The organism is Synechococcus sp. Lug-A, from assembly GCF_024345655.1.
GTDB lineage: Bacteria > Cyanobacteriota > Cyanobacteriia > PCC-6307 > Cyanobiaceae > MW101C3.
In genome coordinates this window covers 83451-101389 of sequence record NZ_JAGQBN010000005.1, presented here as the reverse complement: position 1 = coordinate 101389, position 17939 = coordinate 83451, and the positions used below count along the sequence as shown (strand labels likewise).

At 70.6% G+C, this 17939-nt stretch carries 17 protein-coding genes; 2 read left to right on the top strand and 15 right to left on the bottom strand.

Annotation, left to right across the window (positions count from 1 at the left end; genetic code table 11):
- Positions 1-3: 3 nt before the first annotated feature.
- The 8 genes from hypD to KBY86_RS05405 form a co-directional block, all read right to left on the bottom strand.
- Positions 4-1176 carry a hydrogenase formation protein HypD gene (gene hypD / locus KBY86_RS05440; RefSeq protein ID WP_255140513.1) on the bottom strand — a complete coding sequence of 391 codons (1173 nt, stop codon included), beginning with the start codon at positions 1174-1176 and terminating at the stop codon, positions 4-6.
- Positions 1173-4793, bottom strand: a complete 3621-nt coding sequence (gene nifJ / locus KBY86_RS05435) for a pyruvate:ferredoxin (flavodoxin) oxidoreductase (RefSeq protein ID WP_255140512.1) — start codon at positions 4791-4793, stop codon at positions 1173-1175. Before nifJ ends, hypD begins: the two co-directional genes overlap by 4 nt.
- Positions 4790-5029 carry a HypC/HybG/HupF family hydrogenase formation chaperone gene (locus tag KBY86_RS05430; protein ID WP_255140511.1) on the bottom strand — a complete coding sequence of 80 codons (240 nt, stop codon included), beginning with the start codon at positions 5027-5029 and terminating at the stop codon, positions 4790-4792. The genes nifJ and KBY86_RS05430 overlap by 4 nt, the downstream gene beginning before the upstream one ends.
- A gap of 48 nt (positions 5030-5077) precedes the next feature.
- On the bottom strand, positions 5078-7594 hold the full coding sequence (gene hypF / locus KBY86_RS05425) for a carbamoyltransferase HypF (protein ID WP_255140510.1): 2517 nt from the start codon (positions 7592-7594) through the stop codon (positions 5078-5080).
- The gene (gene hypB, locus KBY86_RS05420) at positions 7591-8283 is read right to left on the bottom strand and encodes a hydrogenase nickel incorporation protein HypB (RefSeq protein ID WP_255140509.1); all 693 of its coding nucleotides are present in this window, start codon (positions 8281-8283) and stop codon (positions 7591-7593) included. Before hypB ends, hypF begins: the two co-directional genes overlap by 4 nt.
- A gap of 120 nt (positions 8284-8403) precedes the next feature.
- Positions 8404-8613, bottom strand: a complete 210-nt coding sequence (locus KBY86_RS05415) for a hypothetical protein (protein ID WP_255140508.1) — start codon at positions 8611-8613, stop codon at positions 8404-8406.
- Between the two features lie 344 nt (positions 8614-8957).
- A complete protein-coding gene (locus tag KBY86_RS05410) occupies positions 8958-9272 on the bottom strand; it encodes a P-II family nitrogen regulator (RefSeq protein WP_255140507.1) in 315 nt (104 codons plus the stop codon).
- A gap of 66 nt (positions 9273-9338) precedes the next feature.
- The gene (locus tag KBY86_RS05405) at positions 9339-10346 is read right to left on the bottom strand and encodes a sodium-dependent bicarbonate transport family permease (protein ID WP_255140506.1); all 1008 of its coding nucleotides are present in this window, start codon (positions 10344-10346) and stop codon (positions 9339-9341) included.
- Between the two features lie 698 nt (positions 10347-11044).
- Here KBY86_RS05405 and KBY86_RS05400 point away from each other — a divergent pair.
- Entirely contained in the window at positions 11045-11221 is a 177-nt protein-coding gene (locus tag KBY86_RS05400) for a hypothetical protein (RefSeq protein ID WP_255140505.1), read from the top strand.
- 4 nt (positions 11222-11225) lie between these two features.
- Here the strand turns inward: KBY86_RS05400 and KBY86_RS05395 are convergent, their stop codons facing one another.
- The 7 genes from KBY86_RS05395 to KBY86_RS05365 are packed head-to-tail and all read right to left on the bottom strand — an operon-like array spanning position 11226 to position 16889.
- Positions 11226-11468 (bottom strand): hydrogenase maturation nickel metallochaperone HypA, encoded by a 243-nt coding sequence (locus KBY86_RS05395; RefSeq protein ID WP_094510120.1) that lies wholly within the window; start codon positions 11466-11468, stop codon positions 11226-11228.
- Positions 11461-11961, bottom strand: coding sequence for a hydrogenase maturation protease (locus tag KBY86_RS05390; RefSeq protein ID WP_255140503.1), 501 nt, complete (start codon positions 11959-11961; stop codon positions 11461-11463). The genes KBY86_RS05395 and KBY86_RS05390 overlap by 8 nt, the downstream gene beginning before the upstream one ends.
- Positions 11949-13463 carry a Ni/Fe hydrogenase subunit alpha gene (locus tag KBY86_RS05385; protein ID WP_255140501.1) on the bottom strand — a complete coding sequence of 505 codons (1515 nt, stop codon included), beginning with the start codon at positions 13461-13463 and terminating at the stop codon, positions 11949-11951. Before KBY86_RS05385 ends, KBY86_RS05390 begins: the two co-directional genes overlap by 13 nt.
- Positions 13464-13466: 3 nt before the next feature.
- On the bottom strand, positions 13467-14012 hold the full coding sequence (locus KBY86_RS05380) for an oxidoreductase (RefSeq protein ID WP_255140499.1): 546 nt from the start codon (positions 14010-14012) through the stop codon (positions 13467-13469).
- Complete coding sequence (gene hoxU, locus KBY86_RS05375) at positions 14009-14722, bottom strand: bidirectional hydrogenase complex protein HoxU (RefSeq protein ID WP_255140498.1); 714 nt, start codon at positions 14720-14722, stop codon at positions 14009-14011. The genes KBY86_RS05380 and hoxU overlap by 4 nt, the downstream gene beginning before the upstream one ends.
- Positions 14719-16368: a NuoF family protein gene (locus KBY86_RS05370; protein ID WP_255140497.1), complete on the bottom strand. Its 1650-nt coding sequence runs from the start codon at positions 16366-16368 to the stop codon at positions 14719-14721. Before KBY86_RS05370 ends, hoxU begins: the two co-directional genes overlap by 4 nt.
- On the bottom strand, positions 16365-16889 hold the full coding sequence (locus KBY86_RS05365; protein ID WP_255140496.1) for an NAD(P)H-dependent oxidoreductase subunit E: 525 nt from the start codon (positions 16887-16889) through the stop codon (positions 16365-16367). Before KBY86_RS05365 ends, KBY86_RS05370 begins: the two co-directional genes overlap by 4 nt.
- A 244-nt stretch (positions 16890-17133) precedes the next feature.
- Here KBY86_RS05365 and KBY86_RS05360 point away from each other — a divergent pair, with 244 nt between their 5' ends.
- Positions 17134-17889: an acyl-CoA desaturase gene (locus tag KBY86_RS05360; protein WP_255140495.1), complete on the top strand. Its 756-nt coding sequence runs from the start codon at positions 17134-17136 to the stop codon at positions 17887-17889.
- Positions 17890-17939 lie beyond the last annotated feature (50 nt).

Genomic DNA, 17939 nt, shown 5'->3' with positions numbered 1-17939 from the left:
GGGTCAGGGCTCCGCCTTGTCGGACAGGCTGCTGGCCTCCGCCGCACGGGCCAGGGGCCTGGCTGCTGCCGAGCTTTCCGCCCGATCGCCGTGGTGCCAATAGGCGGCGCAGGCCCCTTCCGATGACACCATCGGCGCTCCGAGCGGATGCTCCGGCGTGCAGGTCCGACCGAAAGCCGGGCAGGCGGTGGGCCGGGCCAGGCCCTGCAGCACCAGGCCGCTGATGCAGGCTGCGGCGGCCTCGGGCCCACGCCGATGCTCGGTGGCCTGGTCGGGCAGCCGGGCGGCGTCGAGGGCGGCGTAGGGGGGGCGCAGCCGCAGGCCGCTGGCGGGAAACACCCCGAGGCCGCGCCACAACTGATCCACCGGCTCGAACACCCGGGCGATCAGGGCCCGGGCTGACGCGTTGCCCTGCGGGCGGCAGGCACGGCCATAGGCGTTCTCCACCCGGCCCTCGCCCCGCTCCAGCTGACGCACGCAGCGCAGCAGCCCCTCCAGCAGATCCACCGGCTCGAAGCCCGTGACCACCACCGGAACGTGGAAGCGTGCGCTGAGCGGCTCCAGCTCCTCGCTGCCCATCACCGCGCAGACATGGCCGGCGGCCAGGAAGCCCTGCACGCGGTTGTGCGGGGAGGCCAGCAGGGCCTCCATCGCCGGAGCAATCCGCACGTGGCCCACCAGCAGCGCCAGGTTGCTGCTGCCACAGCACCAGGCCTGATGGGCCAGCAGCGCCGTGGCCGGTGCGGTGGTTTCAAAGCCCACCGCGAAGAACACCACCTGCTGCCCCGGGCGTTCACGGGCGATCGCCAGCGCATCGAGGGGCGAGGTGACGACCCGGACGCAGGCCCCCGCCGCCCGCAGATCCAGCAGGCTGCGGCCATCGGAACCGGGTACCCGCAGCATGTCCCCGTAGGAGCAGAGGATCACCCCCGGGCGGGCTGCCAGCTCCAGGGCGCGATCGATCGTGGCTGCCGGGGTGACGCACACCGGGCAGCCGGGGCCGTGGATCAGCTCCAACCCCTCGGGCAGCAGCCGGTCGAGGCCATGGCGCAGCAGCGCGTGGGTCTGCCCGCCGCAGACCTCCATCAGAGTCCAGGGGCGGCTGATGGCCTGCTGCAACTGCCCCACCAGCTGCTGCACCGCCTCCGGCCGGCGGTAGGGGGCGAGTGGGTTCACCCGGCCCCGGGCGCCGGCAGGGCGGCCAGCTGGCGGTAGTGCTCCCAGCGGGCGTCCACCTGCTGCTGGGCCAGCAGCGCCAGGCGCTCTGCCTGCTCCGGATCGCTGTCGCTGAGGCTGCGAAAGCGGTTCTCGCGGGCCATCGCTTCAGCCACCGGCAGCGAGGGGGTGCGGCAATCGAGCACCAGGGGGTTCAGGCCCGCAGCGCTGCGGCGCGGGTCGTGGCGGTAGAGCAGCCAGCGGCCCGACTCCACCGCCTGCCGTTGCTGGCTCATGCCCTTGGCCATGTCGATGCCGTGGGCGATGCAGTGGGAGTAGGCCAGGATCAGCGAAGGCCCCGCAAACGCCTCGGCCTCCAGGAAGGCCCGCAGGGTGTGCTCGTCGCGGGCGCCCATCGCCACGCTGGCCACGTAGACGTTGCCATAGCTCATCGCCATCAGGCCCAGATCCTTCTTGGCGGTGCGCTTGCCGCCACTGGCGAACTTGGCGACGGCACCGATCGGGGTGGCCTTCGACATCTGCCCGCCGGTGTTGGAGTAGAGCTCGGTGTCGAGCACCAGCAGGTTCACGTCCTGGCCGCTGGCGAGCACCTGGTCGATGCCGCCCGCGTCGATGTCGTAGGCCCAGCCGTCGCCGCCGATCATCCACACGCTGCGCTTGGTCAGATCGTCGGCGAGGGCGAGCAGCACCTTGATCTCCGCCTGCCGCTCCGGCGCCTGCTGCACCTGCCCCAGCCGCCGGCGCAGCTCCACAACCCGCTGCCGCTGCTCGAAGATCCCCGCTTCCCCGCTCTGATCCGCCTGGATCAGCGCCTGCGCCAGCTCCGGCGGCACCGGCGCCTCGCTGCCCCCGTCGCCGGGTTCGGCCAGGCGACGCAGCAGGCGCACGGCGGTGGTGTGCCGCTGGTCGTAGGCGACGCGGAAGCCCAGCCCGAACTCGGCGTTGTCTTCGAACAGGGAGTTGGACCAGGCCGGCCCGCGGCCCTCGCCGTTGCAGCTCCAGGGGGTGGTGGGCAGGTTGCCGCCGTAGATCGACGAGCAGCCGGTGGCGTTCGCCACCACCATCCGGTCGCCGAACAGCTGGGTGGCGAGCTTGATGTAAGGGGTTTCGCCGCAGCCGGCGCAGGCGCCGGAAAACTCGAACAGCGGCTCCTGCAGCTGCTGCTGGCCGATGTGGCGCAGGTTCAGCTGGCTGCGCTCGGTGTCGGGTAGCTGCAGGAAGAACTCCCAGGCGCCGCGGGCCTGCTCGCGCAGGGGGCGCTGCGGCGCCATGTTGATGGCCTTGTGGCTGGGCGTGTCCCGCTCGCGTGCCGGGCAGACCTCTACGCAGAGGGCGCAGCCAGTGCAGTCCTCAACCGCCACCTGCAGGGTGAAGCGGTTGGCGCTGCCGTGCGGTTCGCGGGCCGGTGCGCTCAGGAAGCCCTGTGGTGCCGCCGCCAGCGCGGCTGGCTCCACCACCTTGGCGCGGATCACGGCATGGGGGCACACCATCACGCATTTGCCGCACTGCACGCACAGCTGCTCCGCCCAGACCGGCACGCTGTCGGCGATGTTGCGCTTCTCCCAGCGGGCGGTGCCGCAGGGGTAGGTGCCATCGGCGGGCAGGGCGCTCACCGGCAGCCGGTCGCCCTGGCGGGCCAGCTGGGGCACGATCACGCTGCGCACGAAGGTGGGGGCGGCGGCGAAGCGATCGGCCTCCGGCTCTGGTGGGCCGGCTGGGTCCTCCGCCGGAATCGGCACCGGCAGCAGCCGTGCCAGGGCGGCATCGACGGCCTGCAGGTTGCGCTGCACCACCGGATCTCCCTTGTGGCCGTAGCTGTGGCGGATCGCGACGCGGATCGCGTCCAGTGCCTGCTCCAGCGGCATCACCCCGGCGAGCGAGAAGAAGCAGGTCTGCATCACGGTGTTGATGCGCCCGCCCAGCTCGAAGTCGCGCGCGATTGCGGCCGCATGGATGGCGAACACGCGCAGCTGCCTGACGCGGATCTGGGCGCGCACCGCCGCCGGCAGCAGCTCCCAGATCTGTCCGGCCTCCCAGGGGCTGTTCAGCAGCAGGGTGGCGCCGGGGCGCGCCGTGCTCAGCAGGTCGAAGCGGCTGAGGAAATCCCACTGGTGGCAAGCCACCAGATCGGCCCGCCCCACCAGGTGGGTGGCGTGGATCGGCCGCGGCCCGAAGCGCAGGTGCGACTCCGTGACCGAACCGGATTTCTTCGAGTCGTAGACGAAGTAGCCCTGGGCGTGCAGGTCCGTGCCTGCGCCGATGATCTTGATCGTGTTCTTGCTGGCGCCCACGCTGCCGTCGGCGCCGAGCCCGTAGATCACGGCCTGGAACTCCCCCTCCGTTTCGGCGCGGAAGCTGGTGTCCACCGGCAGGGAGCGGTGGGTGAGGTCGTCCTCGATGCCGACGCTGAAGGAATGGGGCGCCGCGTGGCCGCGCAGGGCCTCCAGCACCGCCTTCACCATCGCCGGGTTGAACTCCTTGGAGGCCAGGCCGTAGCGCCCGCCCACCACCCGGGGCTGCGGTCTGGCGTCGGTGGCGGCCGTCCGCCCCCAGCAGCGCCGCACCGCATCGCTCACATCGAGGTAGAGCGGGTCGCCGCCGGCGCCCGGTTCCTTGCAGCGATCCAGCACGGCGATCGCGCGCACGCTGGCCGGCAGCGCCGCCACCAGCCGCTCGGCGCTGAACGGCCGGTAGAGCCGCACCTTCAGCACCCCCACCCGCTCGCCGCTGGCGATGAGGGCATCGACCGTGAGCTGGGCCGTCTCGCAACCCGATCCCATCAGCACCAGCACCCGCTCCGCCAGCGGATCGCCGTGGTACTCGAACAGCCGGTAGGCGCGCCCGGTGAGCGCGGCGAAGCGGTCCATCGCCTGCTGCACCAGCGCCGGGGCGGCGTCGTGAAAGGGATTGGCCGCTTCCCGGGCCTGAAAGGCCACGTCCGGGTTATGGCTGGTGCCGCGGATCACGGGGTGGTCAGGGCTCAGCCCCCGGGCCCGGTGGGCGGCGATCAGCCCCGCCGGAATCAGGGCGGCGAGGGTGGCGTCAGAGAGCGGCGCCACCGTGTGCAGCTCGTGGGAGGTGCGAAAGCCGTCGAAGAAATGCAGGAAGGGCAGGCGGGCGTTCAGGCTGGCCAGAGTGGCGATGGCGGCGAAGTCGCCGGCCTCCTGCACCGACGCCGAGCAGAGCAGGGCACAGCCGCTGCCGCGGGTGGCCATCACGTCGCTGTGGTCCCCGAAGATCGAGAGCGCCTGGCCCGCCAGGGCCCGGGCGGCCACGTGCACCACCGTGCTGGTGAGTTCACCGGCGATCTTGTAGAGGTTGGGCAGCATCAGCAGCAGCCCCTGCGACGCCGTGAAGGTGGTGGCGAGCGCTCCGGCCTGCAGGGCGCCATGCAGCACCCCGGCGGCGCCCCCCTCGCTCTGCATCTCCACCACGGTGGGCACGCTGCCCCAGAGGTTGGGGCGGCCGGCCGCGGCCCAGCCATCGGCCCATTCCCCCATCGGCGTGGCCGGGGTGATCGGGTAGATCGCCATCACCTCGTTCAGCCGGTAGGCCACGCGCGCCACCGCTTCATTGCCATCGACGGTGATGCGGCCATCGGCGCGGGAGGGGCTCATGACTCCACCATCACGCTGAGCGCGAAACCCACGTGCACCAGCAGCAGATCGCCGGGGCGGGCCTCCGGCACGCAGGCCAGGCTCACCTCCCGCTGCACGCCGGAGAACTCCACCACCCCCACCCGCCAGAGCGGGTCGTCGTCGTTGTCTTCGCCGTCGCCGCCAGCGTCCGGCGCGAGGCCGGCCGGACGGCGGTGCTCGATCCGGATTAGCTCACCCGGCACAGCCAGACACATCACGCTCCTCCGCCGCCAGCGGCGGCCTCCGCAGGGCCTGCCTCTCCTCTATAGGGCGAGAAGCGGCGCCTGAACCCCCGGCTCTGTGCCTTCCTCACATGCCGACCAGGCCAGCGCCAGCAGCTGGCCGAGGGCCAGGCCGCCGTCGTTGCAGGGCACCCGCTGGGGCCACACCGCTTCAACGCCGGCCGCCGCCAGCGCCGTCACGGCCAGTTCCAACAGCAGGCGGTTCTGGAAGCAGCCGCCGCTCAGCAGCAGGCGGTGCAGCTGCAACCGCTGCGCCAGCTCCACCAGCAGGGCCGCCAGGGCGCGGTGAAAGGCCAGCGCGATCGACGGCACGGGGCGGCCGCGGGCCAGATCGTCGAGCACTGCTGTCAGCAGGGGGTGCCAGTCGAGCAGCCACGGTGCGGCCACGCCGCTGGCAGCGGCAGCAGGTGCTGCGGCGCAGATGGGGAGGCGGTAGGCCGGCCAGCCCTGCGACTCCGGCGCGTCCAGCGCGGCCTGGGCCGCCGCCTGCAGCCGCAGTGCCCCCTGCCCTTCGAAGCTGCAGCGCTGCACCAGGCCGAGCAGCGAGGCGAGGGCGTCGAACAGGCGGCCCATGCTCGTGCAGAGCGGCGCCTTCAGGCCTGTCTCCATGAGGCGCTCCAACAGTTGCTGCTCCCCGTCGCCGAAGGCGGCCCGGGTGGCTGGCGGGGTGTGGGCCTGGCTGTCCGCCCCGAAGGCGGCGACCAGCAGCCCGAGTGCGGCGCGGCGCGGTTCCCGCAGGGCCCGTTCGCCGCCGGGCAGGGGGAAGGGCCGCAGCCGCGCCAGGTGCGTGAAGCCGAGCGCGGCGCCCGCCCGCGGGGGCTCCAGCCGCAGGCACTCGCCGCCCCAGAGCAGACCGTCGGGGCCGAAGCCGGCGCCATCCCAGGCCACCCCTGTGGCCGGCAGCTGTAGACCGTGCTCCGCCAGGCAGGCCAGCAGGTGGGCGTGATGGTGCTGCACGGCGAGCACCGGCAGGCCGCCCCAGGACTCCGCCAGCTCGCGGCCGAGGCGGTGCGCGCTGTAGCCGGGGTGCAGGTCGACGGCGAGCCGCGACGGGCGCAGCTGCTGGCGTTCCAGCCAGCTGAGCAGGCTGCCGGTCAGCCGCCGTTCGCCGGCCAGCGTGCCGAGGTCGCCGAGATGGGGCCCCAACAGTGCCTGCCTGCCCTGGCCGATGGCGATGGCGCTCTTCACCTGGCCGCCCATGGCCAGCAGCACGTCGGCCGCCGGCGGGGGCGTGGGATCCGGCAGCGCGATGGCGGTGGGCGCGGTACCGCGTGCCTGGCGCAGCACCATCACTGCTCCGGCCACCACCTGGGCCACGCCGTCGTCGACGGGGTTGGCGATCGGCCGGTTGTGGCTCAGCAGACCGTCGGCGAGGTTCGTGAGCAGGTCCAGCCCATCCGCCTCGCTGAAGCCCAGCGGTTCGCCCGAACGGTTGCCGCTCGTGCATACAAGCGGCTTCCCCACCGCCTCCAGCAGCAGGGCGTGCAGGGGCGAGGCCGGCAGCATCACCCCCAGCCAGGGGGTGTGAGGGGCCACTCCGTCGGCGAGGGGGGCGGCGCGCCGCCGCAGCACCACGATCGGTGCCGCCGGCCCCACCAGCAGCCGCGCCTCCGCCGCCGACACCTGGCAGTGACGCCGCACCCAGGCCAGGTGGGGAACCAGCACGGCAAAGGGTTGCTCTGGGCGCCCCTTGCGGCGCCGCAGCTCAGCGACGGCCGCCGCTGAAGCAGCCCGCACCAGCAGCTGAAAGCCCCCCACCCCCTGCAGGGCCACCACCTGGTCGCGCTGCAACGCCGCCGCCGCTGCCGCCAGCGCGGCGGCGCCAGGCCCGCCGTCGTTGCCGATCCCGCCCGCGTCCCGCTGCCGCCAGCTCAGCTGCGGTCCGCAGGCGGGGCAGCCGATCGTCTGGGCGTGAAAGCGGCGGTTGCCCGGATCGTGAAACTCATGGCGGCAGGCGGCGCAGAGTTCAAATCCGGCCAGGGTGGTGTGGGCCCGCTCGAACGGCAGGGCGCGCAGCAGGCTGTAGCGCGGCCCGCAATGGGCGCAGCTGTTGAAGGCATACCCGTAGCGGCGGTTGCGTGGATCGCGCAGCTCGGCGCGGCAGGCGCCGCAGGGGGCGAGATCGGCCGGAACCAGGCCCGTGAGCGCGCTGGTGGGGTCGGAGCCACAGGCGGAATCCGGGTGCGGCCCGCTGGCGGGGGCTGCCGGCAGGATCCTGAATACGTCCGGCTCTTCCCCCAGCTTCTCGCGCTGCTCCTCTCTCGGCGCCCCCGCAGGCGCAGCCAGGGGCGTCAACCAGCGACGCGCCAGGCGGTCGATGCGGCTGTGCGGCGGGCGGCGGGCCTGCAGCGCCTGCAGGAAGGCCTCCAGCGCGGCGGCCCTCCCCTCCACTTCGATCGACACCCCGCCTGGGGTGTTGGTGACCCAGCCGGCCAGTTGCTGCTGCGACGCCAGCCGATGCACGAACGGCCGGAAGCCCACGCCTTGCACGACCCCCTCAATGTCGAGCCTCAGGCGCCGCCGGGGGGCGCCGCTCATGCGCAGGCCGGAACTGCACCCTGGCGCTGGTGCTCCAGCCAGTGCAGCAGCGCCTCGAGGCCGGCACCGGTGCGGGCCGAGAGTTCGAAGAGGCGGGCGTGGGGCGCCACCGCTGCCAGGTGGGCCAGAGCGGCGGCGCGATCGAAGCCCACGGCCGCGGCGAGATCGGTTTTGTTGATCACCACCGCATCGGCGGAGTGGAACAGGGCCGGGTATTTGAGCGGCTTGTCTTCCCCTTCGGTCACCGAGAGCACGGCGATCCGCAGCTGTTCGCCCAGATCGAAGGCGGTGGGGCACACCAGGTTGCCCACGTTCTCGATCAGCAGCAGCTCCATGCCGCCGCAGTCGAGCTGATCGAAGGCTCCCGCCACCAGCGACGCTTCCAGGTGGCACAGGTCGCCCGTCTGGATCTGCACGGCGCGGGCGCCGGCGGCCTGCAGGCGGCGGGCGTCGTTGTCGGTGGCGAGATCGCCCACGATCACCCCCACCGGGCCGTGCCGCCACTGGCGCGCGACAGCTTCGAGCAGGGCTGTTTTGCCTGCGCCGGGGGCCGAGAGCACATTCACCACCAGCAGGCCGGCGGCCGCGAAGCGCTCGCGGTTGCGCGCGGCGTTGCTGTCGTTGCGCTCCAGCAGGTTGTGGCGCAGCAGCAGGGTTCGCGGTGCGGGGGCTGCCGCCACGCTGGCCATCGGCTGGCCGCAGGAGCAGTGGGAGCACATGGCGCAGCCGGCGGCGATGGTTCCAGTCTGGAGAGACGGCCGCAGCCCGGCCCACCGGCGTAGCCCTTCCTCACCGTGGACCGGCGCCGGTCAGCGGTTCAGGCTGGCGGTCCTCAGGCTTTCCTCCAGCTTGATCGCCGGCAGAAACAGCGCATACTCCCACCCTTCTCCAGCCGGCTGATCTTTTTTGGCGATCACGTCCTGGCGCGACGGGCCTTTGCCTTCAGCGCCTGAATAGCGCTCCACGGCATGAAAGACCACAGCTCTGGCATAGGCATAACCAAGCAGGTAGAGCGTCAAGGTTCCAACCAGAACGGCCGGGAGTTTGCTGAACTGAGACATGGGTCTGGGCGAACACATGAAAAAGCGAGGCCTGGCACCTACGCGTGCTGGCCTCGCTGATGCAGGGAGCCTGCCGTTGACGCATCCCCCCACAATTGAGTGAAACCAGGGATTCAGCAACCCTGGGGAGACGTAGGAATCAGGGGGCAAGAACCCCCGTGAATCCCACGGGCTCTTGAGTGAGCAGGAAGCCTGTGCCGAATGCGGAGGCTTGACGGGCAAGGCCTCGCCGATCGCGCCGCTGAACTGGCACAGGATGAACTGACACGGATTCCACGGCAGCCAGCCGCATCATTCCTGGATCAGAACTTGTGATCGCGCAGGGCTTCCACTTGGTAGATGTAGGTGATGATCGAGTAGTCGGCGTAATACTTTGTAGCGATGTCGTTGGTGATCTTGTCGGCCAGCTCGCGGGTGCCGGTGAGCACCTCGATCTTCACGTTGGAGAGGGTGTGCGACACGCTTGGCTCTCCCGTGGAGCGCACGTTGCGGCTTCCTTCACCACCGGCTGCATTCACGGTGTAACCGGTAGCACCTGCCGCCTTGATGAGCTTGATGAGTTTCTTGGAGAGGATTTCCTCTGCAACGATCACCAGCTTCCAGACCTGTTGACTCATGGGTTTGACCTCAAAATGGAGATGTTCTGGTTGGTGTTGATCGGGAAATGATCATCGCCTGCGATTTTATCGACCCAGGAGCACCTCTGCAATTCCGATGAACAGGGGGATGCAGATAGCGATCGCGACGGGCGTGCCGATGGCGGTGGAAGCGCCGATGTAGGCCGAGGGGTTCGCCGAAGGGATGCCGGCGCGAAGGGTGGGCGGGCCGGAGATGTCCGAGCTGGAGGCGGCGATCACCGCCAGCACAACCGCGCCACCAATGCTGAAACCGGTGATCTTGTGGATGATCAGGCCGACACCGAAGGCCAGGAAGCCGTGAATGATGGGCGAAAAGAAGGCGTAGATGGCAAACCACTGGGCCACCTTGCGCAGCTCATTCATACGCTGGGCCGCTTCCATTCCCATGATGATCATCAGCACCGCCAGGAAGCCGCGGAACAGGGGGTTGAAGAAGCTCTCATAGACGGGCTCGGGCTTGGTGAGGATGCCGAGGGCCACGCCCAGCAGCAGCGACGTGACGGCCGAACTCTGCATGCTTTCCTTGATGATCGGCCAGATCTCCACTTTCTCGGCGGTGTTGCCGGTCTTCTTGGTGAGGTAGACGCTGGCCACCACGATCGCCGTCACCAGCGCCGGGATGTCCATGAAGGGATAGAGCGCCGCCGTCCAGGCCTCATAGGGGATCTTGGCGGAATCCAGCTGCGGCAACACTGCGGCCAGCGTGGAGCCACTCACCGCGCCGAACAGGCCGCCGGTGGCCACCGCGTCAGGCACGGTGATGCCGGGCAGTTTCCCCAGGGTATAGCGGGCGATGAACACGATCGCGATGCCTACCCCCACGGCCGCGAGCGCCGGGAGAAAGATCTCCGTGGGGTTGGAGTTCCGAATCGCGATGCCGCCCGTCAGGCCGATTTTCATCAGCAGGAAGAAGCTGATGAACTTGTAGATCGAATCCGGAATGGCCAGCTCGCTGCCAAGCGCGGCCACGATGATCCCGCCGATCAGGAATCCGAGGGTCGGGGACTGAAGCTGCTCCAGGAAGAGAGGAATGAAGTCAGAGAGGAATGTCACGTGGCGCTTTTGGTGATCTCAGAGAATTTGTCCGGCGGACTGTAGCAGTTGGCACAGGGGATTGGGTCTTTGCCGAAAACCACGGTAATCACTGGATTCTTGGCCCTCTGCCGCCATCCGATGGCCGGGTGGCTTGGCCCATTCGAGCCTGGGTTCTTGATCGCCTGGACGCCTGCTTGGCTTGATGGCCTGAGCGGTTTGCCCGTGGTGGGGATCGCGCCCGATTCCCGACAACGGGGCGGGGAAAGTCCGCGACCGACGAAGGAGATCCTGCGAGAGGAGGAAATGCATCATACCGCTACATTTCTTGGCCAGAGCTCTTCTGAGCCGGCGAGGTTCTCAGGCTTGCAAGGGGCTCGGGCGCTGAGGATTTGAGCCGTTGCGCTTTCTGGGCTCTTCCTTGATGGATGCTGCAGAGTCACTGCGCAGGCTGAGCAATCGTTGGCACTGATCAGCTTTTGCTGCTGGCACTCGGCCCTGCCTGTGGCCTGCCGATGTTGCTGCTCGGGTGCTGTCGCTATGCCGCTGAGTTGAAGGGGTCTCCGCCGGAAGATGCCTGGGATGCTGCGCCCCCGTACAACCTCCCAGCCTCAATCCCCACTCCCCAATCCCGAATCCCCAATCCCGAAGTCGCAAGTCCTGAGTCCTGAGCCCGCGCCACTGCCGGCACCATCACCCTCCTTCAACACCACCAGCTGATGAGCAAGTCAGTGACCGCTTTCCTCGATCTCGAGCGGCCCTGGTTGTCGGAGCGGCTGGTGGCCTGGCCGATCCTCACCAGCGGCGAGATGCCGCGGCAGTCGGCGCTGAGCGTGCGGGCGTTCGCCCTGCCGGTGCGGGAGGGGGGGATTCCTCACGGCCCGCCAGTCCGATGAAACCTCACGACACGTCCAGCCCGATCAGCTCCAGCTCCCGGCCTGCGGACAGCTCCAACTCCAGGCTGGCGCCCTCGGCGATGCCACCGGCCATCACCACCTCAAAGGCGAAACGCAGCGCGTCGGGATCCACCCCGGCCCGTTGCCCCACCCGCAGGCGCAGCCCATGTATCCGCGCGGCCCCTTCAGCCGCGGCCGCCGCCAGGGCGATCCGGTGCACCTCCTCCATCAGCGCCAGTTCATGCATCGCCGCACCAGCGCCGCACCGCCGCCAGGGCCTCGGGCAGCAGGGCGGTGGTGGCCTGCGTGAGGTGACTGCCCAGCCCGCAGCGGTGCGCGCGCACCAGCAGTTGCCAGGCCGGGGGGGTGCGGCCATAGAGCTGGCCGGCCAGCTGCAGCAGCGCGCCTGGGCTGGCGTGATGGCTGAAGGGCGGGCCCCCGGCCGCCGTTGCTGCGGCATCAGCCGCCAAGCGCTCCAGCCGCCAGCCCGGCGGCGGACAGGCCGGCGCCAGCGCGGCATCCACGAACAGCACCCGGCGGGCCTTCGCCAGCAGCGGCGCCAGCTCCGGCGTGAGCTGCCGGGTGGCCAGCACGGTGAGCTGCCGCTGGTGCCAGCCCTGCACCGCAGCGGCAATGGCCAGGCCCACGCCGTCGTCCTGCCGCAGCTCATTGCCCCAGCCGATCAGCAGATCGCGCCGCTGTGGTGCCGGCCCGCCCGGGGCGGCGCTCACGACCGCCACCGCTCCCGCAGCAATTCTCCTCCGGGGCCGAGCAGCTGCACGTGCAACGGCATTTCGCCGGCGGCATGGGTGGAGCACGACAGGCAGGGATCGAAGCAGCGGATGCCCGCCTCCACCCGGTTGAGCAGGGCCTCGGCGATCTCCGGCAGGGCGGTTTCAGCCCCGCCTTCCGCACCGGCGCTGGGGCCTGCCTGGATGTGGTGGCGCGCGATCTGGGTGATCGTGCGGTTCATCGCCCGGTTGTTCTGGCCGGTGGCGATGACCAGGTTCACCGCCTCGATCAGCCCGTCGCCATCCACCCGGTAGTGGTGGAACAACGTGCCGCGCGGCGCCTCGCTCACCCCCACCGCCTCGAAAGCGTTGAGGTGGGCGCGGGCGCGTACATGGGAGTCGCCGAGGGCCGGATCATCGAGCAGGGCTTCGATCGCCTCCAGCGCCGCGAGGATCTCGATGAGCCGGGCCAGGTGGTAGTGGAAGGAGCTGGTCACCACCCGCCCGCCGCGCTGGCGCAGCTCCAGCAGTTCGCTGTCGGCGCTGGCGGTGCCGATGTGATCGCACACGTTCAGCCGCGCCAGCGGCCCCACCCGGTAGCTGCCCGCTTCCGGCCCCAGCGGCTTGTAGTAGGGGAATTTCAGGTAGGTCCACGGTTCCACCGCCTCGGCCAGCAGCGCGTCGAACGGTCCGGCGCCCAGGCCATCGGCCGGCAGATCACCGCCCAGCGGCGTGCCGTCGCCGTCGATCAGGCGCAGGCGGCCGCCGTAGTGCTCCCACGCGCCGCCTTCCCCCACCAGCGCCATAAAGAGAGAAGGAAAGTCCCCGAACACAGCGGCCTCTGCCGCCAGCGGCCCATCCAGCAGACGTTTGAACAGCGCCAGTGCCGCGCGGGTGGTGGTGAAGGCCTCGGGCAGCCCTGCACGGATCGCGTCGCGGTCGGCGGCGGCGAGGGGGGCGCGCACCCCACCGGCCACCGCCCAGGCCGGATGGATCTTCCGCCCGCCCAGCCGTTCGATCACCGTCTGGCCGAACTGACGCAGCCGGATGCCGCCGCGGGCCAGCTCAGGATCGGCGGCGATCAGGCCGAACACGTTGCGCCGCGCCGGGTCGCAGTCCCAGCCGAGCAGGAAATCTGGGCTGCTCAGGTGAAAGAACGACAGCGCATGCGACTGGATGATCTGAGCCAGGTTCATCAAGCGCCGCAACCGCTCGGCCGCCGGCGGGATCGTCACCGCCAACAGCTGGTCGCCCGCCTTCGCGGAGGCCAGCAGGTGGCTCACCGGACAGATGCCGCAGATCCGCGCCGTGAGCGCCGGCATCTCCGTGAACGGCCGCCCGGCGCAGAAGGCCTCGAAGCCGCGGAATTCGGTCACATGGAAGCGGGCGGCCGCCACGCTGCCGCTGGCATCGAGGTGGATCGTGATCTTGGCGTGGCCTTCGATGCGGGTGACCGGATCGATCAGGATCGTGCGTGGTGTCCCGGCCGGTGGGGTGGGGCTCAGGTCCATGGGTCAGCCGAAGCGGATCAGCTCCGCCCCCTCGATCACTGGCGTCTCGCCCCGCAGCAGCGCCTCCAGCACGGCGCGAATGCGCGCGGCTGGTGGCGGGCAGCCGGGCAGATACACGTCCACCGGCACCACCGCCTGCACCGGCAGCACTTGCTCCAGCAGCTCCGGCACGATCCCGGGTGCCTGCGGCAGGCAGCCGCTGCTGTCTGACAGCTGCAGATAGGCCCGCTCCAGCACGGTGTCAGCGCCGGGATGGGAATTGCGCAGGCCGGGCACGTTGCTGGTGATGGCGCAGTCGCCGAACGCCACCAGCACGCGCGTGTGCTGCCGCACCTGCCGGATCAGCGCCAGGTTGTCGCTGGTGCCCACACCCCCCTCCACCAGGGCCACATCCACGTGCTCCGGGTAGGTCTTCACGTCGGAGGCGATCGGCGAGAACACCACCTCCACCAGCGCGGCCAGCTCGATCAGCCATTCGTCCAGATCGAGAAACGACATGTGGCAGCCCGAGCAGCCCGTCAACCACACGGTGGCGAGACGCAGTTTCATGGCGCCGCTCCCGCGCGATGGGCCCGCAGGATCACGGCCAGCCGCCAGGCCTCCTCGTGTTTCTCCTCGGCGCCATCGCCCTTGTGGAACAGGGCGCCGGTGGGGCAGGCCATCACGCACTTGCCGCAGTCGGTGCAGGCGTCCACCGCGCCCCAGGGCTGATTCAGCCCGGCGACGATCCGGCAGTGCTCGCCCCGCCAGCCCACGTCCCACACATGGGCCCCCTCCACCTCATCGCACACACGCACGCAGCGGGTGCAGAGGATGCAGCGGTTGTGGTCGAGCCCGAAGCGGTGGTGGGAGAGGTCCACCGCGCGCTGGGGGTGGCGGTACGGCAGACGCGTGTGGTCCATGCCCACGTCCACGGCCAGGTCCTGCAGTTCGCAGTGGCCGTTGGCCACGCACATGGCACACACGTGGTTGCCCTCGGTGAACAGCAGCTCGATCACGGTGCGCCGGTGATCGCGCAGGCGTGGCGTGGCGCTGTGCACCACCTGCCCTTCCGCCACGGCGGTGACGCAGGCGGGCTGCAGCCTGTCGCTGCCGGCGATCTCCACCAGGCAGAGGCGGCAGGCCGCCACCGGGCTCAGGCCCTCCAGGTGGCAGAGGGTGGGGATGGCGATCCCCGCCTGCTGCGCCGCCTGCAGCACGGTGGTGCCGGCGGCGGCGGCCACCGCCTGGCCGTCGATCGTGAGCGTGCAGACGCTCATGGGGCCCCTCCTGTGGCGGTGGGCGCCGCTGTCGGGTCCGGCCGCAGGCGCGCCTCGTAGTCGCTGCGAAAGAAGCGCAGCGTGCTGAGCACCGGCTTGGGGGCGCTCTGGCCCAGCCCGCACAGGCTGGTGTCCCGCACCATGTGGCACAGCGCCTCCAGCTGGCTCAGGTCGGCGGCTGTGGCCTCGCCGGCCAGGTGCTTCTGCAGCAGCCCATGCAGCTGCACGGTGCCGGCGCGGCAGGGCACGCACTTGCCGCAGGATTCCTCGCGGCAGAAGGCCATGAAGAAGGCCGCCAGGGCCACCATGTCGGTGGCGTGGTCGAGCACCACCATGCCGCCGGAGCCCATGATCGTGCCCAGTGCCTGCAGGCTCTCGTAATCCACCGGGGTGTCGAGATGGGCGGCGGGCACACAGCCGCCTGAGGGGCCGCCGGTCTGCACCGCCTTGATGCCTGCCCCGTCCGGGGTGCCCTCGCCCATCTCCACCACGATCGTGGCCAGGGTGGTGCCCATCGGTACTTCCACCAGCCCGCCGCGGCGCACGTTGCCGGTGAGGCTGAACACCTTGGTGCCCGTGCTGCCGGCCGTGCCGATGGCGGCGAACCAGTCGGCGCCTTCCCGCAGGATCGGCACCACGTTGGCGAAGGTCTCCACGTTGTTGATCAGCGTCGGCAGGCCGCCCACCCCCCGTTCCGCGGGGTAGGGGGGGCGGGGGCGGGGCGTGCCGCGTCCACCTTCGATCGAGCGGATCAGTGCCGTTTCCTCGCCGCACACATAGGCCCCGGCGCCCACCCGCAGCTCCACCGTGAAGCTGAAGCGGGTGCCAAAGAGCTGCTGGCCGAGCCGTTGCCACTGGTGGGCCTGCTCGATCGCCTGGCGCAGATGGGCAATCGCCAGCTGGTACTCGGCACGCACGTAGATGAACCCCTGATCTGCTCCCACCGCATGGGCCGCGATCGCCATTCCTTCCAGCACGCGGTGGGGGTCGCCTTCCAGCACGCTGCGGTCCATGAAGGCGCCGGGGTCGCCTTCATCGGCATTGCACACCACCACCTTGTGCTCGCCCGGCATGGCGGCCACCGTGGCCCACTTCAGCCCGGTGGGGTAGCCGGCGCCGCCGCGCCCGCGCAGGCCGCTGCGGCGCAGCGCGTCCACCACCTCGGCGGGGCTGAGGGTCTGCACCACGCGGCGCAGCTGGGTGTAGGCGCCGCAGGCGATCGCCGCCTCGATCCGCTCCGGGTCGATCCGGCCGCACTGCTCCAGCACGATGCGCCGCTGCCGCGCAAAGAAGGGGGCGCCGGTGTCGAGCCGTGCGCCGCGGGACGGCTGCCACTGGAGCGGTCCGTCCTGTTCGGGTGCCGCCACCTGCGAGCGCCGGGCCAGGGCGACGATCAGCCCGTCGGCCTCAGCCGCCTCGACGCCGCTGAACAGGGCGCCCTCAGGGTCCACCGCCAGCAGCGGGCCTTGGCTGCACGGGCCCAGGCAGCCCACAGGGGTGATCATGAGCCGCTGCTCCAGGCCATGGCGGGCCACGGCCGCTTCCAGGGCCTCGCGCAAGGGGCCCGCCCCGCTCACCAGACAGCCGGCAGCGCTGCAGCAGCGCACCTGCTGCATCGCTTCACCGCCGGGGCTGATGGCGCTCATGGCGTCAGCGCTTGCAGGGCCGTAAGGGCGCGGGCCGGGCTCTGGTGCGGCAACGCCACGCCATCGATCACCAGCACCGGCGCGGCGCCGCAGGTGCCCAGGCAGCGCACGCCCTCCAGGCTCACCAGCCCGTCGCCGCTGCGTCCACCGAGGCGGAGCCGCAGGGCGCCCTCCAGGGCCGCCACCAGCTCAGACGCGCCGTTCACTTCACAGGCCGTACCGGTGCACACCACGCAGCTGTGACGCGCCGGGGGCTGGAAGCGAAACAGGTGGTAGAAGCTGGCGGTGCCGAACACCTGGCTGTCCGGCAATGCCAGGCTGCGGGCCACATGGCGCAGTAGCGGCTCGCTGAGGTGGCCGTAGATCTCCTGCGCACCGTTCAGCACCTCGATCAGGCCACCGGCGCGGTGGTGATGGCGACGCAGCAGCGGCTCCAGCGCCGCGAACGGCTGCGGGGGCTGGTCGACTTGCCCTGAACCGGGTTCGAGCCGGTTGCCCTCAGGCCCGGGTGCTGGGCTCATGGAACCACCGCTCCGCCGGCTTCAACGTAGGCAGCCCCGGCCCGGTGGCCCGCGGCTGGGGGATTTCTTCGCGAACAGCGCGCAAGGGCGCCCACTAGCTTGAAGCCAGCGCTCACCTCTCCTTCTGAACTCTGGCCTGCACCGTTCCCTGTACCTGCTGGGACCGATCTTCATTGTTTCCTTTCACATCGGTTGCCTGCTGCTGCTGGTCACGGGCCTGAGCCTCGGAGCCCTGCTCTGGGCGGTGGGGCTGTATCTGGTGCGCATGCTGGCGATCACGTCGGTGTATCACCGCCTGCTGGTGCACCGCAGCTACCGCGCCCCGCGTGCCGTGCTCTGGATCGGCTGCGCTGTGGCGGCTTCCGCCGGCCAGATGGGCCCGAGCTGGTGGAAGGCCCACCACCTGCAGCATCACAGCCATGTGGACACCGCCGCCGACCCCCACACCCCGCTGATGCCGCTGCAGGGCTGGCGGGGGCTGTGGAACTCCCAGGCTGGCTGGCTGCTGCGCTCGAGCTTCTTCCCCGATGAGCTGCCGGCGGACGTGGAAGCGGATCCGGTGCTGCGCCGCCTCGATCGGCTCCATTTCCTGCCCCTGCTGGCCCTGGCCGGGCTGTCTTATCTGGTGGGCGGCTGGATGTACCTGGGCGCCTTCTTCCTCAGCACCACCGTGCTGTTCCACGGCGTGGCCACGGTGAACTCGGTGGCGCACGTGTGGGGCGATCAGCCCTTCCGTACCGACGACCACAGCCGCAACAACGCCCTGGTGGCACTGATCACGCTCGGTGAGGGCTGGCACAACCTGCACCACGCCTTCCCCTTTGCGGTGCGTCAGGGCTACACCGTGCGCGACGGCCAGCTGCGGCTGCGGCACGACCCCACCTTCCGCTTCATCCGGCTGCTGCAACGCTTCGGCCTCGCCGACCAGCTGCGCCAGCCTTCCGACGACACCCTGCTGCAGCGCGCCCGCGGCGGCGCTCCGCTGGCCGTTGCCACTTAAGCGCGACTCACTGCTCGCCGTTGCCCCCTGAGCTCAGGAGTCGGCGAACG

Coding starts and splice junctions, on each gene's coding strand:
- nifJ (WP_255140512.1), bottom strand. CDS start 4,793: ATGAGCCCCTCCCGCGCCGATGGCCGCATCACCGTCGATGGCAATGAA.
- hypF (WP_255140510.1), bottom strand. CDS start 7,594: ATGAGCGGCGCCCCCCGGCGGCGCCTGAGGCTCGACATTGAGGGGGTC.
- KBY86_RS05410 (WP_255140507.1), bottom strand. CDS start 9,272: ATGAGTCAACAGGTCTGGAAGCTGGTGATCGTTGCAGAGGAAATCCTC.
- KBY86_RS05430 (WP_255140511.1), bottom strand. CDS start 5,029: ATGTGTCTGGCTGTGCCGGGTGAGCTAATCCGGATCGAGCACCGCCGT.
- hypB (WP_255140509.1), bottom strand. CDS start 8,283: ATGGCCAGCGTGGCGGCAGCCCCCGCACCGCGAACCCTGCTGCTGCGC.
- KBY86_RS05400 (WP_255140505.1), top strand. CDS start 11,045: ATGAGCAAGTCAGTGACCGCTTTCCTCGATCTCGAGCGGCCCTGGTTG.
- hoxU (WP_255140498.1), bottom strand. CDS start 14,722: ATGAGCGTCTGCACGCTCACGATCGACGGCCAGGCGGTGGCCGCCGCC.
- KBY86_RS05395 (WP_094510120.1), bottom strand. CDS start 11,468: ATGCATGAACTGGCGCTGATGGAGGAGGTGCACCGGATCGCCCTGGCG.
- KBY86_RS05385 (WP_255140501.1), bottom strand. CDS start 13,463: ATGGACCTGAGCCCCACCCCACCGGCCGGGACACCACGCACGATCCTG.
- KBY86_RS05380 (WP_255140499.1), bottom strand. CDS start 14,012: ATGAAACTGCGTCTCGCCACCGTGTGGTTGACGGGCTGCTCGGGCTGC.
- KBY86_RS05365 (WP_255140496.1), bottom strand. CDS start 16,889: ATGAGCCCAGCACCCGGGCCTGAGGGCAACCGGCTCGAACCCGGTTCA.
- KBY86_RS05370 (WP_255140497.1), bottom strand. CDS start 16,368: ATGAGCGCCATCAGCCCCGGCGGTGAAGCGATGCAGCAGGTGCGCTGC.